19 protein-coding genes are annotated in these 23,703 nt (G+C 73.8%); 6 read left to right on the forward strand and 13 right to left on the reverse strand.

Going from position 1 to position 23,703, the window contains the following annotated elements; translation table 11 throughout:
- Positions 1-63: 63 nt before the first annotated feature.
- The 4 genes from ABEB00_RS33110 to ABEB00_RS33125 form a co-directional block, all read right to left on the reverse strand.
- A complete protein-coding gene (locus ABEB00_RS33110) occupies positions 64-1,290 on the reverse strand; it encodes a cytochrome P450 family protein (RefSeq protein WP_345624399.1) in 1,227 nt (408 codons plus the stop codon).
- A gap of 127 nt (positions 1,291-1,417) precedes the next feature.
- Positions 1,418-2,458 (reverse strand): NAD(P)-dependent alcohol dehydrogenase, encoded by a 1,041-nt coding sequence (locus ABEB00_RS33115; protein WP_345624400.1) that lies wholly within the window; start codon positions 2,456-2,458, stop codon positions 1,418-1,420.
- A gap of 47 nt (positions 2,459-2,505) precedes the next feature.
- On the reverse strand, positions 2,506-3,288 hold the full coding sequence (locus ABEB00_RS33120) for an SDR family NAD(P)-dependent oxidoreductase (protein WP_345624401.1): 783 nt from the start codon (positions 3,286-3,288) through the stop codon (positions 2,506-2,508).
- A gap of 7 nt (positions 3,289-3,295) precedes the next feature.
- A complete protein-coding gene (locus ABEB00_RS33125) occupies positions 3,296-3,958 on the reverse strand; it encodes a TetR family transcriptional regulator (protein WP_345624402.1) in 663 nt (220 codons plus the stop codon).
- Positions 3,959-4,318: 360 nt separating this feature from the next.
- Between ABEB00_RS33125 and ABEB00_RS33130 the strand changes: the two genes are divergently transcribed.
- Positions 4,319-5,977 carry a catalase gene (locus ABEB00_RS33130; RefSeq protein ID WP_345624403.1) on the forward strand — a complete coding sequence of 553 codons (1,659 nt, stop codon included), beginning with the start codon at positions 4,319-4,321 and terminating at the stop codon, positions 5,975-5,977.
- Positions 5,978-6,030: 53 nt separating this feature from the next.
- Here the strand turns inward: ABEB00_RS33130 and ABEB00_RS33135 are convergent, their stop codons facing one another.
- Positions 6,031-6,930: a fructosamine kinase family protein gene (locus tag ABEB00_RS33135; RefSeq protein WP_425586619.1), complete on the reverse strand. Its 900-nt coding sequence runs from the start codon at positions 6,928-6,930 to the stop codon at positions 6,031-6,033.
- Between the two features lie 131 nt (positions 6,931-7,061).
- Here ABEB00_RS33135 and ABEB00_RS33140 point away from each other — a divergent pair, with 131 nt between their 5' ends.
- Complete coding sequence (locus tag ABEB00_RS33140) at positions 7,062-7,385, forward strand: hypothetical protein (protein ID WP_345624404.1); 324 nt, start codon at positions 7,062-7,064, stop codon at positions 7,383-7,385.
- Positions 7,386-7,430: 45 nt separating this feature from the next.
- Here ABEB00_RS33140 and ABEB00_RS33145 read toward each other — a convergent pair whose 3' ends face one another.
- Together ABEB00_RS33145 and ABEB00_RS33150 are read right to left on the reverse strand one after the other, a co-directional pair.
- Complete coding sequence (locus ABEB00_RS33145; RefSeq protein ID WP_345624405.1) at positions 7,431-8,666, reverse strand: SLC13 family permease; 1,236 nt, start codon at positions 8,664-8,666, stop codon at positions 7,431-7,433.
- Between the two features lie 235 nt (positions 8,667-8,901).
- Complete coding sequence (locus tag ABEB00_RS33150; RefSeq protein WP_425586622.1) at positions 8,902-10,185, reverse strand: MFS transporter; 1,284 nt, start codon at positions 10,183-10,185, stop codon at positions 8,902-8,904.
- A gap of 431 nt (positions 10,186-10,616) precedes the next feature.
- Here ABEB00_RS33150 and ABEB00_RS33155 point away from each other — a divergent pair, with 431 nt between their 5' ends.
- The gene (locus ABEB00_RS33155) at positions 10,617-11,534 is read left to right on the forward strand and encodes an NAD-dependent epimerase/dehydratase family protein (protein ID WP_345624407.1); all 918 of its coding nucleotides are present in this window, start codon (positions 10,617-10,619) and stop codon (positions 11,532-11,534) included.
- A 206-nt stretch (positions 11,535-11,740) separates the two neighbouring features.
- Here ABEB00_RS33155 and ABEB00_RS33160 read toward each other — a convergent pair whose 3' ends face one another.
- From ABEB00_RS33160 to ABEB00_RS33170, 3 genes are all read right to left on the reverse strand, one after another.
- Positions 11,741-12,607, reverse strand: coding sequence for a carbohydrate ABC transporter permease (locus ABEB00_RS33160; RefSeq protein WP_345624541.1), 867 nt, complete (start codon positions 12,605-12,607; stop codon positions 11,741-11,743).
- Between the two features lie 14 nt (positions 12,608-12,621).
- Positions 12,622-13,647, reverse strand: coding sequence for a carbohydrate ABC transporter permease (locus ABEB00_RS33165; protein WP_345624408.1), 1,026 nt, complete (start codon positions 13,645-13,647; stop codon positions 12,622-12,624).
- A gap of 68 nt (positions 13,648-13,715) precedes the next feature.
- The gene (locus ABEB00_RS33170; protein WP_345624409.1) at positions 13,716-15,119 is read right to left on the reverse strand and encodes an ABC transporter substrate-binding protein; all 1,404 of its coding nucleotides are present in this window, start codon (positions 15,117-15,119) and stop codon (positions 13,716-13,718) included.
- A 510-nt stretch (positions 15,120-15,629) separates the two neighbouring features.
- On the opposite strand from ABEB00_RS33170, the gene ABEB00_RS33175 reads away from it, so the two are divergent.
- Complete coding sequence (locus tag ABEB00_RS33175; RefSeq protein WP_345624542.1) at positions 15,630-16,949, forward strand: MGH1-like glycoside hydrolase domain-containing protein; 1,320 nt, start codon at positions 15,630-15,632, stop codon at positions 16,947-16,949.
- 49 nt (positions 16,950-16,998) lie between these two features.
- On the opposite strand, the gene ABEB00_RS33180 is transcribed toward ABEB00_RS33175, so the two are convergent.
- Positions 16,999-18,015, reverse strand: a complete 1,017-nt coding sequence (locus ABEB00_RS33180) for an EamA family transporter (RefSeq protein ID WP_345624543.1) — start codon at positions 18,013-18,015, stop codon at positions 16,999-17,001.
- A 51-nt stretch (positions 18,016-18,066) separates the two neighbouring features.
- Here ABEB00_RS33180 and ABEB00_RS33185 point away from each other — a divergent pair, with 51 nt between their 5' ends.
- On the forward strand, positions 18,067-18,594 hold the full coding sequence (locus tag ABEB00_RS33185) for a MarR family winged helix-turn-helix transcriptional regulator (RefSeq protein ID WP_345624410.1): 528 nt from the start codon (positions 18,067-18,069) through the stop codon (positions 18,592-18,594).
- Positions 18,595-18,770: 176 nt separating this feature from the next.
- Here ABEB00_RS33185 and ABEB00_RS33190 read toward each other — a convergent pair whose 3' ends face one another.
- Both ABEB00_RS33190 and ABEB00_RS33195 read right to left on the reverse strand, forming a co-directional pair.
- Positions 18,771-19,508, reverse strand: coding sequence for a dienelactone hydrolase family protein (locus tag ABEB00_RS33190; RefSeq protein WP_345624411.1), 738 nt, complete (start codon positions 19,506-19,508; stop codon positions 18,771-18,773).
- A gap of 276 nt (positions 19,509-19,784) precedes the next feature.
- Positions 19,785-20,318 carry a DoxX family protein gene (locus tag ABEB00_RS33195; RefSeq protein ID WP_345624412.1) on the reverse strand — a complete coding sequence of 178 codons (534 nt, stop codon included), beginning with the start codon at positions 20,316-20,318 and terminating at the stop codon, positions 19,785-19,787.
- Between the two features lie 244 nt (positions 20,319-20,562).
- On the opposite strand from ABEB00_RS33195, the gene ABEB00_RS33200 reads away from it, so the two are divergent.
- A complete protein-coding gene (locus tag ABEB00_RS33200) occupies positions 20,563-23,586 on the forward strand; it encodes a glycosyl hydrolase (protein WP_345624413.1) in 3,024 nt (1,007 codons plus the stop codon).
- Positions 23,587-23,703: the final 117 nt, after the last annotated feature.

A 23,703-nucleotide genomic window follows, 5' to 3' on the forward strand; every position in this document is an offset into this window, starting at 1 on the left:
GGGTCCGCGGGGCACGACCGGAACGGGGGACCGGTCGCGCCTCCGCGGCCTCGACGGCCCGGCTCAGCCGCGCGGCCGCACCGGGATCTCCCGCCAGCCCTGGACGATGAACGACGGCACCTGCCGCAGCTCCTCGGCGGGCCCCGCCAGCCGCAGCCGGGGAAACCTCTCGAACAGGGCGGGCAGCGCCGTCAGGGCCTCCACCCGGGCCAGCGGCGCGCCGACGCACCGGTGCACCCCGATGCCGAAGGCCAGATGGTCGCCGGCCTCGCGGGTGGCGTCGAAGAGGTCCGCGTCGGGCCCGTAGCGGCCGGGATCGTGCCCGGCGGCGGCGTACGTCGTGACGAGGGCGTCCCCGGCCGGAACGGTGACCTCGCCGACCGTGAGGTCGGTGACGGCGAAGCGCAGGGGCAGCGACGCGATCGACGGGTGCGCGCGCAGCGTCTCGTCGACGACCGCGTCCCAGCCGATCCGGCCGGCGCACACCGCCTCCCGCTGCCCGGGGTGCGTCAGCAGGGCGACGACCGCGTTGCCGATGAGGTTCACGGTCGTCTCGAAACCGGCCCCGATCACGAGCAGCAGCGTGTGCAGCAGCTCCTCGTCGGTGAGCCGGTCGCCGTCCTCGTCCCGGACCCGGATCAGCTCGGTGGTCAGGTCGTCACCGGGGTGCGCGCTCTTGTGCGCGATCAGCGCGGGCAGCACCGTGCCGATCTGCGTCTGCACGGACGCCGCGTGCTCGGGGCTCGGGTCGGAGGTGTCCATGACGGCCGCGATCAACCGCCCGGTGTCCTCCCACATCTCCTCGGGCACCCCGATGAGTTCGCAGATCATCCGCATCGGCAGCGGGTGGGCGAAGTGCTCCCGCAGGTCGACCACTTCGGCACCGGACGCGTCGAGGGCGTCGAGCAGCTCGGCGGTGAGCGCCTCCACCCGGGGCCGCATCGCCTCGGTACGCCGGTGGGTGAAGCTCGGCGCGACCAGTCTGCGCAGCCGGGTGTGTTCGGAGCCGTAGGTGGAGAGCATGTTGACCACACCGACCCAGCCCAGGATCCAGGCCCAGGACGGGTGGTCGCCGATCTCCGGCCACAGCCGCCAGTGCGGGCGCGGGTCCTTGCTCACCCGGGGATCGAGGATCAGCTTCTTGAGCGTGTCGTGGTCGGTGGGCGCCCAGGCCGGTATCCCGCCGGGCAGCTCCACGGGGACGATCGGTCCGAGGGCGCGCAGCCGGGCGCTCTCGGCGGGGATGTCGGCGCCGAACGGGTCGAGGGCGATGCGGTCGGTCGGGATCACGACGGTTCTCCTCCGGACGACGGACGCGTCCGGGCGGACTCTACTCGGCGGTGACCGCAAAGGCCGGGCAGGGAACGGGAGTTGGCGTACTCTCCGCCCCGCCCGGCCGGTTCCCGGACGCCGGCGGTCAGCCGTTGGGCAGGATCACCGCGCGGCCGTTGACCTTGCCCTCGTGGAGCCGGGCGTAGGCGAGCGGGGCGTCGTCGAGGGAGTAGGTCTCGGTGTGCACCGACACCGCTCCGGCGCGGGCCAGCGCCAGCACCTCCATCAGCTCGCTGCGGCTGCCCCAGTACGGTGCCGAGACCGACACCTCGAAGGGGGTGAGGCCGAAGCCGACCGGGAGCGGCGCCCCGCCGATGCCGACCAGTGTGACGTCGGCCTCGACGCCCGCGACGCCCGCCGCGGTCCTGACGGTCGGCGCCACGCCGACGAAGTCGAAGACGGCCTGGGCGCCGACCGGCCCGGTGAGGCGGCGGACCGCGTCGACCGCCCCGGCGTCGGAGAGCACCGTCTCGTGGGCGCCGACCTCGCGCGCCAGGCGCAGCTTGTCCTCGCTCACGTCGAGGGCGATCACCCGGGCGGAGGTCAGCGTGCGCAGGAGCTGGATGGCGACGTGCCCGAGGCCGCCGGTGCCGATGACCACCGCCGTCGAGCCCGGGCCGAGCTTCGGCAGGGACTTCTTGATGGCGTGGTACGGCGTGAGCCCGGCGTCGGTCAGCGGCACCGCCGCGACCGGGTCGAGGCCGTCCAGCGGGACCAGGTGGCGGGGATCGTCGATGAGCAGGTACTCGGCCATCGACCCGGGGCGGCCGAGGCCGGGCGGGTGGATGCCCAGTTCGTCGGCGCGCAGGCAGTAGTTCTCCTTGCCCTCCGCGCACTTGACGCAGGTGCCGCAGCCCCAGGGGCCGTAGACGGCGACCGCGTCGCCCTCGCGCAGACCGCTCACGCCGTCGCCCAGCGCGGCGACCGTGCCGACGCCCTCGTGGCCGAGGGTGAGCGGCAGCTCGTACGGGAAGCCCTCGGCGGGCCACTCCATCACGGCGATGTCGGAGTGGCACACGCCGGCGGCGGTGACCTTCAACAGCACCTGTCCGGGACCGGGTTCGGGGTCGGGGACCGTGACCACCTCGGGGGGTGCCCCGATGGTGCGGTACTGCAGTGCCTTCATGGTCGAACTCCTTCGTTCTCTTCGTCTCCCCCTGTGACGGACGGGACTCAGACGGCGGTGTAGGCGCCGTCGACCAGGTGGTAGCTGCCGGCGACGAAGGACGCCCGGTCCGAGAGCAGGAAGGCGATCAGCTCGGCGACCTCCTCGGAGGTGCCGAGGCGGCCGGCCGGGTGCAGGGCGACGAGGCCGGCGTAGGCGTCCTGGTCCATCGTCTTCAGCAGCGGGGTGTCGATGAAGCCGGGGCCGACCGCGTTGACCCGGATGCCCCTGGCGGCGTACTCGGCGGCGGTGGCCTTGGTCAGGCCGACCACGCCGTGCTTGGCGGCCACGTACGCGGGGGAGCCGGCGAAGCCGACCGAGCCGAGGATGGAGGCGACGTTGACGATGGCGCCGCCGCCCGCGGCCTCGATGGCCGGGATCTCGTAGCGCATCGAGTAGAAGACGCCGTCGAGGTTGGTGCGGATCACGCGGCTGTACGCCTCGATGTCGTACTCGCCGGTCGGGGCGCTGGGGCCGCCGATGCCCGCGTTGTTCACGGCCAGGTCCAGGCCGCCGAAGGTGTCGACGGTGAACGTGACGGCCGCTTCGACGGACTCGGGGCGGGTCACGTCCAGCGCGACGGCGGCGGCCTCGATGCCCGCCGCCTTCAGGTCGGCGGCGGCCTGCTCGGCGCCCTCGGCGTTGTAGTCGGCGATGACGACCCGCGCGCCGCCGGCGCCGAGGCGGCGGGCGGTGGCCAGGCCGATGCCGGAGGCGGCGCCGGTGACGAGCGCGGTCTTGCCGGAGAACTCGGTTCCGTAGTCGGTGACGGGGGTGACCGAAGTGCTCATGGTGCTTTCACTCTTCCGTGGTGCTGTCGGGGGTCGCGGACGCGATCTCCGAGGTGAGGGCGTCGTAGGCCCGCTCCACGAGGGCGGCGAGGTCTGCGGCTCCCGGGTTCCGGTCGCCGCCGCGGGCCCAGACCCGCAGCGCGGCGACGAGTACTCCGGCGGCGGCGTCGACGACGACGGCCGGGCGGATGTCGCCCTCGTCCGCGCCGAGCCGGGCGGCGACGATACGGACCGACTCCTCCTGGGCGTCGACCCTTATGCGCTGGTAGGCGGCGAAGAGCACGGGCTCGCTGTCGACCAGGGCCAGCAGCCGGCGCATGCGCGGCCGCACGTGCCAGGCCGGGTCCTCCTGGTCGGTCAGCCACCCGCGCACGGCCCCGCGGTACGCCGTCAGCGGGGGCTCGTCGGCGGGACGGGCGCGCAGCAGGGCGTTGACGCGGTCGCCGTCGCGGCGGACGAAGTCGAGGGCGGCGTCCTCCTTGCCGGCGAAGTACCGGCTGAAGGTGCGGCGGGTGACGGCGGCGCGCTCGGCGACGGCCTCCACCGTGGTGGCCGCCGGCCCGTGCTCCAGGATCAGGTCGCAGGCCGCGGCCGCGAGCGCGTCCCGGGTCCGCAGCGCCTTGCGCCGGCGCCGGTCCTCGGGGACGTCCATGGGCTTCGCTGCCGTCATGCGGACGATCGTACACCCGTAAATGTCCCAGTGGGACACATGTCCCGGCGAGACATGAGTCCCACCGGGACACGTACGTGGGGTGCCCGGGCGGCCGGGGCGAACGGCCCGCCACGACCGGCCGCTCCTCGGCGCCGTCCGGCCGGACGGCGCGGCGCGCGGCGATGAGGATCATGACTCCACGATGCGCCGAACGGCCCTGACCGGCCAGTCGCGCCCCGCCCCCGCGCGTGCGACCGTCACAGGTGAGTGACTCCGCGCGGCCGGGTACCCGGGCCGTCCGTGCGACCGGCCGACGGCCGCCGCCCCCGCACCCGCCCCGCCCGCGGCGGCCACGAGCAGAAGGAGCCGAAGAGAGATATGACCGACGTATCGAGCCAGGGCCCCGCCCCCGGTGACGACCGCGAGGTGCTCACCAACCGCCAGGGGCACCCGGTCTACGACAACCAGAACCAGCGCACGGTCGGCGCCCGCGGGCCCGCCACGCTGGAGAACTACCAGTTCCTGGAGAAGATCAGCCACTTCGACCGGGAGCGCATCCCCGAGCGCGTCGTCCACGCCCGCGGCGTGACGGCGTACGGCTACTTCGAGGCGTACGGCGCCTGGGGCGACGAGCCCGTCGACCGGTACACCCGGGCCAAGCTCTTCCAGGAGCGCGGCAAGCGCACCGACATCGCCCTGCGCTTCTCCACCGTCATCGGCGGACGCGACTCCTCCGAGGCGGCCCGGGACCCGCGCGGCTTCGCCGTGAAGTTCTACACCGAGGACGGCAACTGGGACCTGGTCGGCAACAACCTGGGCGTCTTCTTCATCCGGGACGCCATCAAGTTCCCGGACGTCATCCACGCGCTCAAGCCCGACCCGGTCACCTTCGAGCAGCAGCCCCGGCGCATCTTCGACTTCATGTCGCAGACGCCCGAGTGCATGCACATGCTGGTCAACCTGTTCAGCCCGCGCGGCATCCCGGCGGACTACCGCCACCAGCAGGGCTTCGGCGTCAACACCTACAAATGGGTCAACGCGGCCGGCGACACCAAGCTGGTCAAGTACCACTGGCTGCCCAAGCAGGGCGTGCGCAGCATGACCGAGGAGGACGCCGCCAACGTGCAGGCCGACTCCACCGGCCACGCCACCAAGGACCTCTACGAGGCCGTCGCCCGCGGCGACTACCCGGAGTGGGAGCTGGTCGTCCAGATGATGGACGACAACGACCACCCGGAGCTGGACTTCGACCCGCTGGACGACACCAAGACCTGGCCCGAGCAGGAGTTCCCGCCGAAGCCGGTCGGCCGGATCGTGCTGAACCGGATGCCGGAGAACTACTTCGCCGAGAACGAGCAGATCTCCTTCGGCACCGGCGTCCTCGTCGACGGCCTGGACTTCTCCGACGACAAGATGCTGGTCGGCCGGACCTTCTCGTACAGCGACACCCAGCGCCACCGGGTCGGCTCGAACTACCTCCAGCTCCCCGTCAACCAGGCCAAGAACGCCGAGGTGCGCACCAACCAGCGCGACGGCCAGATGGCGTACCACCAGGACGGCGGCGGCGAGAACCCGATCGTCAACTACGAGCCGTCGATCACCGGCGGGCTGCGCGAGGACCAGTACCCGACCCACGACGAGCAGGGCCCGGAGATCGTCGGCCGGGTCACCCGCAAGCGCATCCCGCGCACCAACGACTACCTCCAGGCCGGGCAGCGCTATCTGCTGCTGGAGGAGTGGGAGCGGGACGACCTGGTGAAGAACTTCGTCGACCTGCTCTCGCAGTGCGACCGGCCGGTGCGGGAGCGCATGGTGTGGCACTTCCTGCTGGTCGAGAACGACCTCGGCCTCCGGGTCGGCGAAGGGCTCGGGATCGGCCCCGAGGACGTGGCGGGCCTGCGGCCGCTGGCGAGCCAGGACCTCACCGACGAGGACCGCGAGCGGCTCGCCCACCTCGGCAAGAACCCGCCGCGCGACGTCGAGGGCCTCACCATGACCCACTGCGTGCCGAACGAGCGGCACGTCGTCACCCGCTGACCACCCTCAGCGGGCACCCGGCCGGGCGTCCGCTCGGGCTGCCACCCGGGCGCTCATCCGGACAGGGCGTCGCGGGCGACGGCCAGGGCCCGCCCGGCATAGCCGCGGCCGAACAGCACGGTGTGCACCAGCAGCGGGAAGAGCTGGTGCACACCGACGCGCGCGGACCAGCCGGGGCCGAGCGGCGCGGCCTCCCGGTAGGCGTCCAGGACCGTCTCCAGGTGCGGGCAGCCGAAGAGGCGCAGCATCGCCAGGTCGGTCTCCCGGTGCCCGCCGTGCGCGGCCGGGTCGATCAGCCGGACCGCCCCGTCGGCGCCCCAGAGCACGTTGCCGTTCCACAGGTCGCCGTGGAGCCGGGCCGGCGGTTCGGGAGGCCCGGCCAGACCCGGCAGCCGTTCGCAGACCCGTTCGACCTCGGTCGCCTCGGCCGGCGTCACGGTGCCGGCGTCGACCGCGCGGCGCAGATAGGGCAGCACCCGGTGCTCCGCGTACCAGCGCGGCCAGTCGGCGGAGCGCGCGTTGCGCATCGGCGCGTCGCCGATGTACGCCTCCTCGGGCCCGCCGGGCGGGGCGGCGCCGAAGGCGGGGGCGCCCGAGGCGTGCAGCGCGGCCAGCTCCCGTCCGAACCGGGCGGCGGCCCCGGCGCCCGGCGGACCCTCCGCCACCAGGTCCGTCACCAGCCAGGACCGGTCCGCACCGCGCACCGGGGCGATCCCGACCGCACCGGCGGCGGCCAGCCAGCGCAGCCCCGCCGCCTCCGCGCGGACCGCCGCCGGCTCCCCGCGTTTGACCATCACCGCCCGCCCGTCGTCGAGGGTCACCTCGGTGAGCCGCGCGGACACCGGGCGCTCACCGGTCACCGTCCGCCCCGTCAGCCGGGCCGCCGCGGCACCGGGGCCCTCGCCGCCGTCGAAGGAGCCGCCAGGGGCGGTGATCGCGTCCACGGCACCCACCCTACGGCTGCCGGGGCGGGCCCTGCGGGGCCGTGCCGGGCGCCCGGCGGCTCGCCCGCCCGACCCGCCGACCCGGTGAATCAGCCCGGACACGCCCATCGGACGGCCCCGGCACGGGGAGAAGTGGGACCATGACCAGTTCCGCGTACCCCCGCACGATCATCCTTCCGGCCCCCGTGTGCGAACAGGCCGCGCAGCACCTCGAACACGCCGTGCAGCGCGCCATCGACGGGGCCGCCGCGCCCTGGCGCGCCTTTCGGAGCGCGGGCAGCGCCGACTTCGAACTCTCCGTCACCGCGGTCGAGCAGGCCGCCGCCTGTCTGCTGGTGCTGGCCGCCGAGAGCGCCCAGAACCTGCGGCCCTCCGCCCTGCGCGCCCTGATCACCGTGGCCCTGCACCTGCGGGACGCCGCCGAGGCCGTCCGCCGGCCCGCCCTCGCCCCCCAGCCCTGGTGACCCGGCCCGCCCCGGGAGCGGCGGACGGGTCGGTCACGGCCTGCTTCAGGTGCCGATGAGGCGCAGGGCGCCCCACAGGGCCACGGTGGCGGCGACCAGCGTGGCCGGCACGGTGGCCAGCCCGAGCCGGGTGAAGCGGCCCAGGTCGGCGGCGCTGCCGTGGTCGTGCAGGATGCGCCGCCACAGCAGGGTGGCCAGTGACCCCACATAGGTCAGGTTGGGACCCAGGTTCACCCCGATCAGCACCGCGAGGACGGGGCCGGGACCGAGCGGGGCGGCCAGCGGCAGCAGGGCGAGGACGGCCGGCAGGTTGTTGATGAGGTTGGCCAGCACCGCGGCCACCGCCGCGACCCCGAGCAGCGCCGGCAGCGACTCGCCGGACGGCAGGACGCGGGCCAGCCCGGTGGCCAGGCCGCCCGCCACCACACCCTGCACGACGACGCCCAGGGCCAGGACGAACAGGCAGAACAGCGGCGAGGCGGCACCCACCAGCTCCCGGGGGGTGGCGTGCCGCCTCAGCAGCGCCCGGCCGCCCAGCACCAGCACACCGGCGAGCGCCGCCCAGGCCGGCTCCAGCCCGAGCGGTGAGGTGACGGCGAACCCGGCCAGCGTCAGCGCGAGGACCACCAGCGTGAACCGGGGCACCCTCGGCTCGCCGGCCGGCTCCTTGCGGGCGGGACCCTCGGCGACGGGCACCGCCAGGTCACGGCGGAAGAAGCGGCGGAAGACGGCGTACTCCACGGCGATCGCGGCCAGCCACGGCAGCACCATCAGCGCGGCGAACCGGGTGAAGCTCAGCCCGCTCGCGGTGAACGCCAGCAGGTTGGTCAGGTTGGAGACCGGCAGCAGCAGTGAGGCGGAGTTGGCCAGGTGCGCCGTCGCGTACACATGCGGACGGGCCAGGGCACCGGCCCGCGCCGCGGTGGCCAGGACCACGGGTGTCAGCAGCACCACGGTGGCGTCCAGGCTGAGTACGGCCGTGACGGCGCAGGCCACCACGAACACGCCGCCCAGCAGCCGGTGCGGACTGCCTCCGCAGCGGCGGGCCACGATCGCGCCCGCGGCCTCGAACAGGCCCTCCTTCGCGCACAGGTGCGCCAGCACCAGCACCAGCGCCAGGAAACCGACGACCGGCAGCAGGCTGCGGATCTGCTCCCAGGCCGCGTCCGGGGTGACCACCCCGAGCGCCACGGCCAGCGCGGCGGCGGGCACCGCGACCGCCGCCTCCGGCAGGCCCCGGGGGCGTACGACGGCGAAGACCAGCACGCCGAGCAGCAGCACGACGGAGACGGCCTCGGAGATGACGGTGGCGCTCAGCGGGTCCCCCTCGGAGGTCGACGAGTGTCTGCGGGCCGGTCAGGCTCCATGATCGGCAAACGCCCAGGATCATCCCACCCGGGCACGGCACCCGGGTCCCCGGCCCCGCCGCGTCGCACCCGGTGGCGGGTCCGCCCCGGCCCGCCGCCCGGTACCAGGGCCGGCTGTCGCCCCTCGCCCGGTCCCGGTCGCGGGTGGGTCAGGCGGCCGGGCTCAGCACCGGGTGCGCCACCGGCAGGCCGTGCTCCTCGGTCCGTACGGCCGCGGGGGCGGTGCCGCGGCGCCGGTGCAGCAGGTGGCCCGCGCCGATGGCGCCGGCGACGAGCAGTCCGCCCGTCACCAGCGCACCGCGCGTCCCGGCCCACTCCATCAGCAGCCCCAGCGCCGGCGGCCCGCCCAGGCCCCACACCGTCCCGACGCTGCCCCACACCCCGAGCACCCGGCCGCGCAGGTGGGCGGGCGGGTCGGTCTGGAGGACGGCCGTACCGGCGGTGTCGGAGACGGACTCCACCACGGCCATCGGCAGCACCATGATCAGGAGTACCGCCATCGACGGTGACAGTCCGGCCACCACCTGGAGCAGCCCGCCCACCGCCGCCAGCGCGCCCACCACCCGCACCGACGGCCGTCGCAGCCGGGCCCCCAGGACGGCACCGACGATGCCGCCGGCCGCGAGGACCGTGGAGACCGTGCCGAACGCCCCGGCGCCGCCGGCCAGCGGCCCGGTGACGAGCACGGCCAGGGTGAGCTGGTAGTTCCGGCCGAAGACCGTGCTGATGCCGGTGACCCCGGCCAGCGCCAGCAGCCGGGGCCGGCGTACGAAGAAGGCCAGCCCCTGCCGCACGCTCATCCCGTCCTGCCCGTCCTGCCCGTCCTGCCCGCCCGGCCGCCCGGAGGTGCCGCGCGCCGCCGCTCCGGCCGCCGCCCGCACCGCGCCCGGCGCGGGGCGCAGGAACGGGATGACGCAGGCCACGACGAGGAAGGACAGGCCGTTGGCGGCGTAGGCGGCGGCCGTTCCGAGGAAGCCGACCGTCACACCGGCCAGAGCGGCTCCGGTGAGCCGGCCCGCCTGGTGGACCAGGGCGCCCACCCCGATCGCGGAGGGCACGTCCTCGGGCGGGACGAGATCGTTGCCCAGCAGCGAGCACGCCGGGCCGTCGACGGTGGCGATGACGCCGGTCACGGCGGCCAGTGCCATCAGGGACGTCATGTCGAGCCGGTCCAGCGTCACCAGGACCGCCGTCGTGAAGGCGATGGCGCCCAGGAGGGCCTGGCTGACGGCGGCCGTCACCTTGCGCGGCCAGCGGTCGACGGCGGCACCGCCGAAGACGCTGATCAGCAGGGCGGGCGCGGCCTGCACCGACATGGAGAGACCGGTGGCGGCGGCGGACCCGCTGATCTGCAGGACCAGCAGGTTCTGCACCGTGAGCTGCATCCAGGTACCGGCGTTCGACACGAGGTTCGCGACGGACCAGCAGCGCATCGAGCGGTACCGCAGGGACCGCCAGGGCGAGCGCGCCGCCGGTACCGGGACGGGCGGCGCGGAGACAGGGGAGGAAGACAAGTGCGTCACTCGGAGACGAGCCGGGAGGGCCCTGAGGGGGAGGGGGACCGGAGCGGGAGGGCCGGCTGCGCTGCACGGTTGCTCCACGAGGCCGCGGTACGGCGCCGACCATGGTGGCAGAAGGGACCGCGGAGCCGTTTCGAAGCGGTGCACGGCACGGCCCCCGCCCCCGCCAACCAGCCCGCAGGCGCGCTCAGTTGGCGCCCCGAGTGCGGTTGCTCACAGACGCGGGGCGGACAGGGTGCGCACGGGGTGCCCGCCGCGCGGCGGTCGGCGGAGCATGAGAGTGACCCGGTGGGGCACCCGTGACGCGCTTCTCGGCTCCGCGCCGGGGAAGGAAGGTCGTCCGCATGATGCCGATGGCGGCGTTCACCACGAGGTCACGGGACCGGGCGCCCTGGGACCGCGCCCTGGTCACGGGCGGCGCGGGCTTCCTCGGCTCGCACCTGTGCACCCGGCTGCTCGACGCGGGTGTCGGGGTCGACTGCCTGGACGACCTCTCCACCGGCCGGGCCGAGAACGTGGCCCACCTGGCCGGCCGGCCCGGCTTCCGCTTCCTGGAGCGCGACGTCGCCGCTCCGGCCCCGGCGGACCCGCGCGGCGGACCGTACGACCTGGTCCTGCACCTGGCCGGGCCCGGCAGGCCGGCCGCCTGGCCCGAGCGGCCGCTGGAGATCCTGGAGGCCGCCGGCGCGGGCACCAGGGCCGCGCTGGCCGTCGCCGACCGGGACGGCGCCCGCTTCCTGCTCGCCTCCGCGCCGCCGCCCTGCCCGCCGCGCGCGGACGAAGGGCACGACACCGACCTCTGCGGCCCGCACGCCGCGCACGCCGAGGCCGTCCGCTTCTCCGAGGCACTGGTCGCCGCCCGCGCGGGCGTCCCCGGCGCGAACGCCGGCATCGTGCGCCTGTTCACCACCTGCGGCCCCCGGATGCGGACGGACGACGGGGGAGTGCCGGGCACCTTCATCCGGCAGGCGCTCGCGGGCGGACCGGTCACCGTCGCCGGGGACGGCAGCCGCCCGCACTCCCTGTGCTACGTCGACGACCTGGTCGACGGCGTGCTGCTGGTCGCGGCCGGCCGGTCGGTACGCCCCGTGGACCTGGGCGGCGACGAGCGGCCCACGGCCCTGGAGATCGCCCGCCGGGTGATCGAACTCACCGGCTCGACCTCCCGCCGCGACACGACACCCGGGCGCCGGAACACCCCGGGCAGCCCCGGCCGGTCACCGGGTTCGCCCGGGAGATCTTCGGCTGGATGCCCGGCGTGACCTGGCAGGAGGGGCTCGCCCGTACCATCGCCTCCTTCACCGGACGCCCCGGACCGAGCCTTCCCGCCGTGCTGGGGCGCGGCGGCCAGGGATGGTGGACCTGAGGGTCCTGGTCACCCATCGGCGGCCCGCGCCGAGCGCGCTCGGCGCGGGCCGCTGGGCGGGGCCCGTCCGGCGAGGGCCGGGGCGTGCGCGCCGCGGAGCGCTCAGCTCTTGTCGGCGCCGCTCGTCAGCCCCTCCGTGAGCAGGCGTTCGGCGGCGAAGAACAGGATCACCACGGGGACCGTGAGGACGACGGACCCGGCCATGAGCACCGTCTTGGGCACCTCGATGCCGTTGGAGAGCTGCGCCAGCCCCAGGGACACCGTCCACTTGTCCGGGTCGGCGGCCAGGAAGAGCAGGGCGAACAGGAACTCGTTCCAGGCGATCATGAAGACGTACAGTCCGGTCGCCATCAGGGACGGCAGGGCGAGCGGCAGGATCACCTCGCGGACGGTGCGCAGCCGCGAGCAGCCGTCCAGCGCCGCCGCCTCCTCGATCGAGTGAGGGATCGTCATCAGGTAGTTCCTGAGCATGTAGATCGACACCGGCACGGTCTGGGCGACGTACACGACGGCCAGGCCCACCAGGCTGGAGGAGAGACCGATCCGGGCGAAGATCACGAAGAGCGGGACGGCCAGCAGGGTCGACGGGAACAGGTACACGGCGAGGAAGAGCGCGCTGACCTGGCGGTGGCCGAAGAACTTCAGGCGGCTGACGGCGTAGGCGCCCGGTACGGCGGCCACCAGCGTCAGTGCCACCGTGCCCAGCGACACCAGCGCGGAGTTGAGCAGGAACCTCCAGAAGCCCTGGCCGCCCGCGTCCGGGGAGCGCAGCACGTCCCGGTAGGTGGTCAGCGTGAAGTCCTCCGCCGAGACCCACAGGGAGCCCGGGTCCAGCAGCAGGGCGTCGATGGGCTTCAGCGACAGCAGGACCAGGTAGAAGAAGGGCAGCAGCGTGATCACCACGAGGAAGGCGATGACCAGCCGGCGCAGGACACCGAAGAGCCGCTCCTCGAACCGCGCCCTGGTCATGGCGGCCTTGCGGGTCACGTTTCCTCCTGGACCTTGGTGCCGAAGAACCTGAAGTAGAGGCCCAGCAGGACCATCAGCGACCCGGCGAGCACCAGGGACTGGGCCGCCGCCGCCCCCACGTCGTAGCGGGCGGTGAGGAAGTCGTAGACCCGCACGGCCGCGACGTCGGTGCCCGCGCCGCCGCCGGTGAGCAGGTACACGTCGTCGAACTTGTTGAACGTCATGATGAACCGCAGGACGCACAGCAGGGCGACGACCGGCATCAACTGCGGCAGCAGCACATACCGGAACCGCTGGGTGGGGGCGGCGCCGTCCACCAGCGCCGCCTCCTCCAGCGCGTCGGGGACCGCCTGGAGCCGGGCGAGGAGGAACAGGAACGCGAAGGGGAAGTAGCGCCAGCACTCGAAGGCGATGACCGTCAGCAGCGCCATCGGGAGGTCGAAGCGCAGGCCCAGCAGATGCGTCTCGTACGCGCGGGTGGACAGGAAGGCGATCGGGTCGTCCCAGCCGAACAGGCGCCGCCCCCAGTCGTTGACCACGCCGTACTGCGGGCTCAGCGCCACCTCCCAGACGAAGGCGACCGCGACGACGGGCGCGACGTACGGCAGCAGCATCGCCGCGCGCAGCAGGCCGCGCCCCCGGAAGGGCCTGCGCAGTGCGAGCGCCGTGGCCAGGCCGAGAACGACCGAGCCGAGGGTGGCGCCCGCGGTGTACAGCAGGGTGGTGCCCAGACTGGACCAGAAGCCGGCCGAGCCGAAGACCTGGTCGAAGTTGTCCAGGGACCAGTTGCCGAACAGGCCCATGTTCTGGATGTCGACGAGCTTGGCGTCCTGGAACGCCAGCAGCACCGTCCACGCGATGGGCAGGACCACCACCACGAGGACGACGAGGAAGGTGGGGGAGACGAACGCGAGGCCCGCGCGATTCGCGCGCCTGGCGGCCGTCATCGGCCGGCGGCCCGGGCCCGCGCCCGCGGCCCGGTCCGGCGGCCGGGGATCGGTGTCCCGGCGCTGCGGTGCGCCGGCGGGAGCTGGAGTCATGGGAGACCTTCGTGAGGTGCAGGCGTGACGTGCGCGCGGCTACTGCTGCTGGAGTGACTTGTGAAGCGCTACTGGAGTGACCTCTTGAGCGCGGCGACCTCTTCGGCGGCGTCGTGTGCCGCCTCGGAGGGGGAACTCTGGCCGCCGGTCATGGCGCCGATGGCCTTGGGCACGGGCAGCTCGCCGTTGGTGGCGCCGACCAGGGCGCCCTCGCCCTGGGTGATGCCCCAGCGCCGCAGAGCGCCGACGCCGGCGGCGAGCTGGTCGAGCAGGCTCCTGGGGAAGACCTCGTCCAGGGGCCGGCGGGTGTCCACGCCGATGTCGCTGTGGCGCCAGGTGTCCAGATAGCGGCCGGGCGCGGCGGCCGTCCCCGTACGGACGGGGATCTTGCCCTCGGGTGCCATGCCGAACCAGTCCTCGTAGCCGGTGCCCATCATGTACTCGATGAACTCCCGGGAGGCAGCCGTCTCGGCCGTCCTGGTGGTCACCCAGGAGGTGATCTCACCGAACTGGGCGGGCTCGTCGGCGTCGGGGCCCCGCATCGCGGTGACGATGCCGCTGTTGTCGGAGAGGAACCCGCCGTCCTTCGCGCACTCCGGGCAACTGGGCCGGGCGTCCTCGCGCAGACCGGCGAGTTCGTCGAGGAGGAAGGAGGACCAGACGACCATCGAGGAGCGGCCCGCGAAGTAGGTGGCGCGGGTGGAGTCGACGGTCTGGGTGCCCGGGGCGCCGTAGACACGGGCCAGTTCGTCGTAGGTGCGGAACGCGGTCGCGCAGTTCGGTGAGTCGAGGGCGATCTCGTGCCGGCCGTCCACGAGTTGGCAGTCGTTGGCCAGGGCGAGGCTCTCGAAGCTCTGCGAGGTGAACACGTCGCCGGGGTCGGTGGCCGCCGACATGCCGTCGTGGCCTTTCGTGGTGAGCGCCTTCGCGGCGGTCAGCGCCCTGGCGTAGGTGTCGGGCGGGGCCAGTGCCTGTCGCGCGAACCGGTCCTCGCGGTAAACCAGTAGCTGCAGCCAGGCGTCGGACGGCACCCCGAGGGCGGTGGCGCCGTCCGAGGTCAGCCGCAATGCGTTGGCGTCGAAGGTGGAGCGCCCCAGCTCACCGATGATCCGCCGCGGGACGTCCGTGTTCAGCAGCCCGTTGGTGTACATCTGCCAGACCTGGCCCATCGGGGCCGCGCCGATGACGTCGGGCAGGGTGCCCGAGGCCGCCGCCGACATGATGAGCTGCGGCATCTGTCCCTCGTCGACCCCGACGAGGTGGACCTCGACGCCGGTCCGCCGCTCGAACCCGTCGATGACCTTCTCGGTCGCGGCGACCCGGTCCGGGAGGTTCTCCTGGGACCAGACCGTGATCTCACCGTCCGGTCTCCCCGGCCCGGTACCGCCGGCACAGCCCGACAGCAGCCCCAGCGACAGGGCTGCCGTGACGCCGGCCGCGGTCGTCCTCGCCCGCAGGGTCCTGATGCGCATCGCGTGTCCTCGCTCCGGCTTACGTCTACCCGGCACGCATCACAGCAGGAGTTTTGCGTGTTGACAATACATAAGTTGTGGATATTGTCGACGCAACCGCATTCAGCAACCCTCTCCGGAGTCCCCAGTGGAACGCGTCGTCCAGTTCACCGCCCCTCGTCAGGTGGAGGTGGCCGGGCGCGTCCCGGCCGCCGTGCACCGCGGCACCGGCCCGTATCGGACGCGCACTTGGGACCTGGCAGGGGGCGACGGGGGCCACCGCGGCGAGGGCGTCGTCCCCGCGCGGTGCCCTCTCCCCGGCGACCCGGTCGAGGCCGTCCGTGCCGCTCCCGGCCTCCTCAAGAGGTCCGGCAGGTGAAGTCGCTCCTCGGCCAATCACGACTTGATCCCGATCGGACAGTTGGCGCCCAGTCGCTTCTCGACCAGTCGCGACTCGATCCGTCACTCCTCACCCGGTCACCGGCCGCCTCGGCGCTTCTCGACCGGCCAGGCGCTCCCGCGCCCGGCGACATCGACGCCGACGCCCTGCGGCGCGGCGCGTCCCAGGTGCTCCTCGCCAACTGGACCGGCGCCTCCACCGTCCCCTCCCGCACGCTCTACCCCCATCAGTGGAGCTGGGACTCCGCCTTCGTCGCCGTAGGACTGCGCCATCTCTCGGCCCATCGCGCCCAGCGCGAACTGGAGTCGCTGCTCGCCGCCCAGTGGGCCGACGGCCGCATCCCGCACATCGTCTTCAGCCCGGCGGTGCCCGAGGACGCGTACTTCCCGAGCCCGAGCTTCTGGCGTTCCTCCCAGGCCGGCCAGGTCTCCGGAGCGCCCGCGGCCCCGGAGACCTCGGGCATCGTCCAGCCTCCCGTGCACGCCCTGGCCGCCTGGCTGGTGCACCGGGCCGACCCGGAGGAGTCCCGCCGCCGCGGCTTCCTCGACCGGGTCCACCCCCGCCTCACCGCCTGGCACGACTACCTCCTCACCCGGCGCGACCTCGGCGGCGGCGGCCTCGCGGCGGCCGTCCACCCCTGGGAGCCGGGCACCGACAACAGCCCCTGCTGGGACCGGGCCCTGGCCCGCGTCGAACCCGCCCTGCCCGGAACCTTCCGGCGCGCCGACCTCGACCACGGCCGCTCCGCCGACCGCCCCACCGACCTCGACTACGGCCGCTACGTCCGGCTCGCGGCCGACTACCGCGAGGCCGGCTACGACGACCGCGCGACCCGGCACGCCTTCGCCGTCGAGGATCCCTGCTTCAACGCGCTGCTCATCGTGAGCGAACGCGCCCTCGCCGCCATGGCCCGCGTCCTCGGACGCGACGACACCCCGCACACCGCACGCGCCGACGCCCTCACCCGGCATCTGGTCACCCGGCTCTGGGACGCCGACGCCGGCCTGTTCCGCGTCCGCGACCTGCACACCGACACCCTGGTCGACGAAGGCGCCGTGACCGGCCTCGTCCCGCTCGTCGTCCCGCACCTGCCGGCCGAGGTCGTCCGCTCCCTGCGCGACACCCTCACCGGCCCGCGCTTCCGCGCCCCCGCCACCCGGCTGGTCCCCAGCTACGACCTGACCGGCCCCGCCTTCGACGCCCACCGCTACTGGCGCGGGCCCGCCTGGTTCAACACGGCCTGGCTGATCCACCGCGGCCTGCGCGTCCACGGCCTCGACACGGACGCCGCACGCCTGCGGCGGGGCTTCCTCGCCGAGGCCGGACACTCCGGTTTCGCCGAGTACGTCGACCCCGTCACCGGCACCCCCCGAGGCGCCCGCCACTTCTCCTGGACCGCCTCCCTCACCCTGGACCTGCTGAACGCCGACGCCGAGGAGACGCTGCCGTGACAGAACTCGGCGTGCATGAGCCCGATCGCCGGGCGCAACCGTTCGCCGGTCAGCACCCGCGGCCGCCCCGGGGGCAGTTCGGCCCGGCAGGCGCGGGCGCGCACCTCGTCGAACAGCCGGTCGACGGTGCCCCGCGGGCTGTTCGCGGTGGCTCCGCGGTCAGCCGCGCACGACCACTCACCAGGGCGGGTGCGGGCGGGAGAGGAGTCCGACCACCACCGCGCCGTCCCGCGCGGGCGGGGCGTCCCAGGACGACTCCGGCCAGGACGAGTGCCAGCCCGCACAACTGCTGGACTGTCAGTACATCTCCGGCCACCGCCGTACCGAGCAGCACGCCGGTGACAGGGTTGAGCAGTCCGACCAGGCCCACGGTCCCCGCGGGCAGGTGCCGTAGCCCGGTGAACCAGGCGGCGAAGGCCAGCGCGGTGGCGACGAGGGTGACGTAGCCGAACGCGAGGAGCGCCGGTGCGGAGAGTGCGGGCGGCGGGCCCTCCACGGCTGCGGCGACCGGCAGCAGGAACAGCCCGCCGGCGGTCAGTTGCCAGGCGGTCGAGGCGAGCACGTCAGTACCGCTGTCGTTCCACCGTTTGGTCAGGATGTGGCCGAAGGCCGACACGAGCATGGCCGCCGCCGAGGCGAGGACTCCCGGCACGCTCACTCCTTCCGTCCCGGTGAGCAGCATGAGGCAGACCCCGCCGAGCCCGGTCGCGGCGCCGGCCAGGTGCGCGATGCCCGGCCGCTCGGAGACGAGGGCCCAGGCGATGAGCATCATGGCCGGCGGGGACATCGCCATGACGGTCGAGGCGATGCTCGTCGGGAGGAGCTGTGAGGCGGCGTAGACGAGCACGAAGAACACGCTCACGTTGAGCAGCCCGAGCACCGCGGACCGCCACCACCACGCACCGCGCGGTCGCTGTCCGCACAGGCCCAGCAGGACGAGGCCGGCGGGCAGCGCCCGCAGAGCCGCTCCGTAGAGGGGGCTGTCGGGTGGCAGGAAGGCATGGGTGACGTAGTAGTTCGCGCCCCAGGCCACCGGTGCGACAGCGGTCAGGGCCACCCACCGTATATTAGCTTCCATGGAAGCTAATGTAGCTTCCCGGGAAGCTACCATGGAGGCATGGACGACGATCCGCGACCGCTGGACCGCGTGGCCCGCATCCAGGCCGACTGGCGCCGCGAGCGGCCCGACCTCGACATCTCCCCGCAGGGCGTGATCGGCCGGCTGCACCGCCTGGCCGACCACCTCACCGAAGAACTCTGCCTCGTCTACGGGCGCTACGGACTCAGCGAGGGAGAGTTCGACGTCCTGTGCGCACTGCGCCGCGCCGGTGAGCCCTATGAGCGCGCGCCCGGCGAACTCGCCGCGCACACCATGGTCACCACCGGCGCGATGACGAAGCGGATCGACCGCCTGGAGCGGGCCGGACTCGTCACCCGCCGCCGTTCCGACGACGATCAGCGCGGCCGGATCGTGGCCCTCACCCGGCCCGGTCGCGAACTGATCGACCAGGCGTTCACCGACCACATGCGCAACGAACGCCGCCTGCTGAGCCTGCTGACGCCCGCCGAGACCCAGGCACTTGAGGGACTGCTCACCACCTGGATCTCACACGTGGAAACCGTGCGCCCGTCCGACAGCAAGTGACCAGGCCGGCGCCGAGAGGCGGAGCGGGCCTCCCGCTCGGTTACCTCCAGGCCCTGCCCGCCGACACCCCTGCCATCAGCCGGGATTACCCCCGGATCTTCCCCGGCCGCCGCCCGAGCCGGCCGCTGAACCCCGGCACTCCGCTGAACCCCGGCACTCCGCACGACGCGCCGGGGTCATGCCCCCAGATCCTCCGTCACGGGCAGGCACTCGGCGAGCAGGTCGACGACGTCGCGCCAGGCTCGCCGCGCGTGCTGTGGGTGGTGGCCGACGCCGGGGACCGCGGGGTGGTCGACCGGCGGGTGGTGGAAGGCGTGCAAGGCGCCGCCGTAGACAGTGAGGCGCCAGTCGACGCCCGCGGCTTGCATCTCGGCGGTGAACGCGTTCCGTTGCGCGGGCGGCATGATCGGGTCTTGCGACCCGACCCCGGCCCACACCGGGCAGCGGATGCGCGCTGCCTCGCCCGGCCGGCCCGTGGTGGTGGCGTTGACGGTCCCGATCGCGCGCAGGTCGACCCCGTCGCGCCCGAGTTCCAGCGCGATGGCGCCCCCGGTGCCGTAGCCGACGGCGGCGATCCGCTCGGGGTCGGTCCGCGGCTCGGCGCGCAACACGTCGAGCGCCGCATGGCCGATGCCCCGCATTCGGTCGGGATCAGCGAGCAGGGGTAAGCAACGGGCCAGCATCTCCTCGGGGTCACCCAGATAGCGCCCCCCGTGCAGGTCGAAGGCCAGCGCCGCATATCCCAGCTCGGCGAGCGCATCGGCCCGGCGGCGCTCGACGTCGCTGAGCCCCATGCCCTCCGGTCCGAGCAGCACCGCGGGCCGGCGGTCGGCACCGGCCGGGAGCGCGAGGTGCCCGATCATCGTCAAACCGTCCGCCGGGTACTCGACCGTGCGCGTCGTGATCGTGGTCATGAGGCTGCACTGTAGTGAGCTTCGAGCCCGGTCCGGCCGCTGTTCTGCCGCCGGCAGAGCAGCGCGCGTGTTCCTTCGACACGCGAGGGCCGAGCGCTCAGGGCTTCAAGATCATCTCATTGGCCCTTCGGCGGGTGCCCCGGTCACACCCCGTGAGGGACACGGAAGCCGAAAGGCCGTCAGGCTCAGGAACGCCGACCACTCGATCAACGGCTCCTGCCGATCTCCACCCCCAAGCCGTACTTCTTCCCCGGCCGGGCCGTCCGGGGCCATCCGTCAGCGACTCAACTTCGCCCGCACGCCCCCCGCCATCGCGGCCGGCCCCGCCGTCCTGCGCACAGAACGCCGCACCAGACGCGCGTCCCGGCGCAGCCCCTTCGCCGCGTGCCGCCCACGCCACACCACCGAGGGCGCGCTCCCCGTGTCGTCGGCCGCGATCAGCAGCCCGCCCAGCATGGAGAGGTTCTTCAGGAACTCGATGCGCTGCTGGGCGCGGTCGGACGGGTCGTCCGTCTCCCAGAACCGGTGCGCCGCCAGCGTGGTCGGCACCAGCGTCGCGGCGAGGGCCAGCGCGGACAGCCGGGGGAAGCGCCCCAGCCCGAGCAGCACACCCCCGGCGACCTGGACCGCGGCGTTGAGCCGGACGAGCTGCTCGGTGCGGTCCGGCAGCGCGTCCACGTGCTCGGTCACCGGGCGGACGACGGGTTCCGCCAGGGGCGCCACGGCCCCGGGGTCACGCAGCGAGTTCACTCCGCCGGTGACGAACATGGCGGCCAGCAGCGGACGGCCGGCTACGCGCAGAAGACTCATCGGGTGCTCCAGGAAGGTGGGCGGCGAGTGGTGTCCTTCAGCCGTCGCCGGGTTCCCCGCCCGGCGCACGCCATGCGGTCCCGCGCGCCGAGCTGCGAAAACCCGGCGCAGAAAGCCACTGCACGGATCTTGACCCGGCGATAACCGGCCACTTAACGTTCCCGCACTGAAACATGATTGAAACGATTCATTCACGCACAAGCACACCTACGTGCGAGTTTCCGAGGGATCCGAGGGCGCACCCATGCAAGAACACATCGCGCGGCGCGACGGAATGCCGCGACGCCTCGTCCTGGCCGCCGGGCTCGGCGCGGGCGCCGTCGCGGCGGTCGGCGTCTCGGCGCCCGGCGCGTCGGCCCGCCCCGCCGCCGCCCTCCCGGCCTCGGCCGGCCAGGCCCCCGGTGCCGCCTGGTTCGCCGAGCCGCCGCGCTCGGTGCGCCCGAAGTTCCGCTGGTGGTGGCCGGACGGCCTGGTGGACCCCGACGAGATCGCCCGGGAGATCGACCAGATCGCCGACGCCGGCTTCGGCGGCGTCGAGATCGCCGCCGTGCACCACAGCATCAGCGACAAGTCGGTGCTGGACCCCGCCGGTCACGGCTGGGGCAGCAGACCCTGGCGGGACGGTGTCGAGGCGGCGCTGCGCCGGGCGGCCCGACGCGGGCTCACCGTCGACCTGACCCTCGGCCCGAGCTGGCCGACCGCCGTCCCCGGACTGTCCCCGGACGACCCGGCCGCCGTCCGTGAACTCGCGCACGGCCGCGCCCCGGTATCCGCCGGCGCCACCTACCGGGGTCCTGTCCCGCCCCCCGTGCACGCACCGGCCTCCGGCGTGACCGAGCAGACGCTCCTCGCCGTGCAGGCGGCCCGGGTGAACACCGCCAACTCCACCCGCAAGGAGACCGGACTGGACCTCGACAGCGTCCAGGACCTCACCGCCACCGTCACCGACTCCACGCTCACCTGGACCGCCCCCGCGGACGGCGAGTGGGTGCTGATCTCCTACTGGGAGCGCGGCTCGGGCCAGCAGCCCGAGTCCGGCCCGCACTCCTCGCCCGCCGCCCACGTCGTGGACCACTTCAGCCCGGCGGGCACGGCGGCGGTCACGGAGTACTGGGAGCGGAACCTGCTGACGCCCACCCTGCGGCGGCTGCTGAAGGCGGCGGGCGGCGCGTTCTTCGAGGACTCCGTCGAACTGGAGACCGACGCACTGGTCTGGACGCGCAAGCTGCCCGAGGCGTTCGAGGAACACACCGGACGCCCGCTGCTCCCGTACCTGCCGGCCCTCGTCCTCGACGACTCCAACCAGGTGTTCGCCTTCGAGGCCCAGGTCACCCGCCAGATCCGGCACGACTTCTGGGAGACCGTCTCCGGCCTGCTCAACCGCCACCACGTGGCGGCCCTGCGCGACTGGGCGCACGACCTGGGCATGCGGGTGCGCGCCCAGCCGTACGGACTGCAGACCGACGCCATCGCCTCGGCCGCGATCCTCGACATCGCCGAGGGCGAGTCGCTCGGCTTCAAGAACCTCGACGACTACCGGTGCCTGGCCGGCGGCCGGGACATGGCGGGCCACACGGTGCTCTCCTGCGAGGCGGGTGCCTACAACGGGTCGGCGTACAGCACCACCTGGGACCGGTTCCTGCGGACCATGGGCGGCGCCTACGCCGCCGGCGTCAACCAGACGGTCGTCCACGGCTTCTCCTACGCCAGTGCCCCGTCGGCCGGCTGGCCCGGCTTCGCCGCCTTCAGCCCGTACAACGGCGCCCCCGGCTACGGCGAGTCCTGGGGCCCGCGCCAGCCCACCTGGGACCACCTCCCGGACATCGCCGGCTATCTGGGCCGCGTGCACCGCGTCCTGCAGTCCGGCACCGCCCGCGCCGACGTGGCGATCTTCCGGCAGACCGGCTACACCGCCACCGGCATCGGCGCCTCCTGGTTCACCGCCACCGGCGTACCGCTCGGCTGGAGCCACCAGTTCGTCAGCGGCCCCCTCCTGGACCTGCGCAACGCCACCGTCCGCGGCGGCCGGCTCGCCCCGGACGGACCCGCCTACAAGGCGCTCTTCGTCGAGGGCGACTTCTTCTACTCCGCCACGCCCACCCTCGCCGCCGCCGACGCGAAGAAGCTGCTCGCCCTGGCCGAGAAGGGGCTGCCGGTGGTGCTGCTCGGCGCCTTCGACCAGGCGCAGACCCCGGGCGTGCCGGCCGACGGCGAGACGGAGCGGCTGCGCGAGACCCTGGACCGGCTGCTCGCCCTGCCGCACGTCGTCCGGGTCACCGACAAGACGGCCGTCGGGGACGCCCTCGCCGCCCTGGGCGTCACTCCCGACGTCACCCACGCCACCTCCTCCACACTGCTCAACGCGCACCGGGTCACCGCCGAGGCGGACTTCTACTACCTCTGCAACGGCAAGCACGCCGAGACCGTCAAGCCCGCGGTGGCCGCGATCGACCACGATGTGACCCTGCGCCGCACCCGGGGCCGCACCACCGTGCCGTATCTCCTCGACCCGTGGACCGGCGAGGCCGTGCGGCTCGCCCGGTACACCGAGGACGGCGACCTGGTCACCCTGCGCGTCACCCTTCAGCCCGGTCAGACCGCGATCGTGGCGCTGGGCCGCCCGGGGCTCTTCGGGGACCGTCACGGCAACCGCCCGCACGTGCTCACCACCGACGCGGACGAGGCGCTCTTCACCGCCGGGGGGCTGGCCGTGCGCACCACCCGGGCGGGCACCTTCACCACCCGCCCCTCGCGGGGCCGGGCCGTCACCACGAAGGTCCGTGCGGTGCCCGCGCCGATCACCCCCGGGCACTGGCGGCTGGAGGTGGAGGACCGCCTTCCCGGTTCCTCCGCGACCCGTACCGAGATCGTGCGCCGCACGGTCGAACTCGACACTCTCCAGCCCTGGTCGAAGATCGAGGAGCTGGCCGACTCGGCCGGCGTCGGCCGGTACCGCACCACGGTCACGCTGCCCGCCGACTGGAGCGCCTCGCACGGGGCGTATCTGGAACTCGGCCAGGTCAGCGACACCTTCCGCGTCACCGTCAACGGCCGCCGCACCCCGCCGGTGGACCGGCTGCGGCCGGTCGCCGACCTCGGCCCCTACCTGCGGCGGGGGAGCAACGTCATCGAGATCGAGGTCGCCACGCCGCTGGTGAACCGGCTGCGGGTGGCCCGTCCCGAGGTGTTCGGCACCACCGCCCGCCAGGACCACGGCCTGGTCGGCCCGGTCCGCCTGGTGCCGTACGTGCAGGCGCTCGTGGACTGACGGAAGCTGACGGAAGGCCCGGGGGCGGCTGGTGGATCGCGGAGACCTCGCGATCCAGCAGCCGCCCCCTCCCTCCCCCGAGCCACCCGCTGACCCTCCGGGATCCCCATGGGATCC

Origin of the sequence: Streptomyces ziwulingensis, from assembly GCF_039542605.1 — a bacterium.
GTDB lineage: Bacteria > Actinomycetota > Actinomycetes > Streptomycetales > Streptomycetaceae > Streptomyces > Streptomyces ziwulingensis.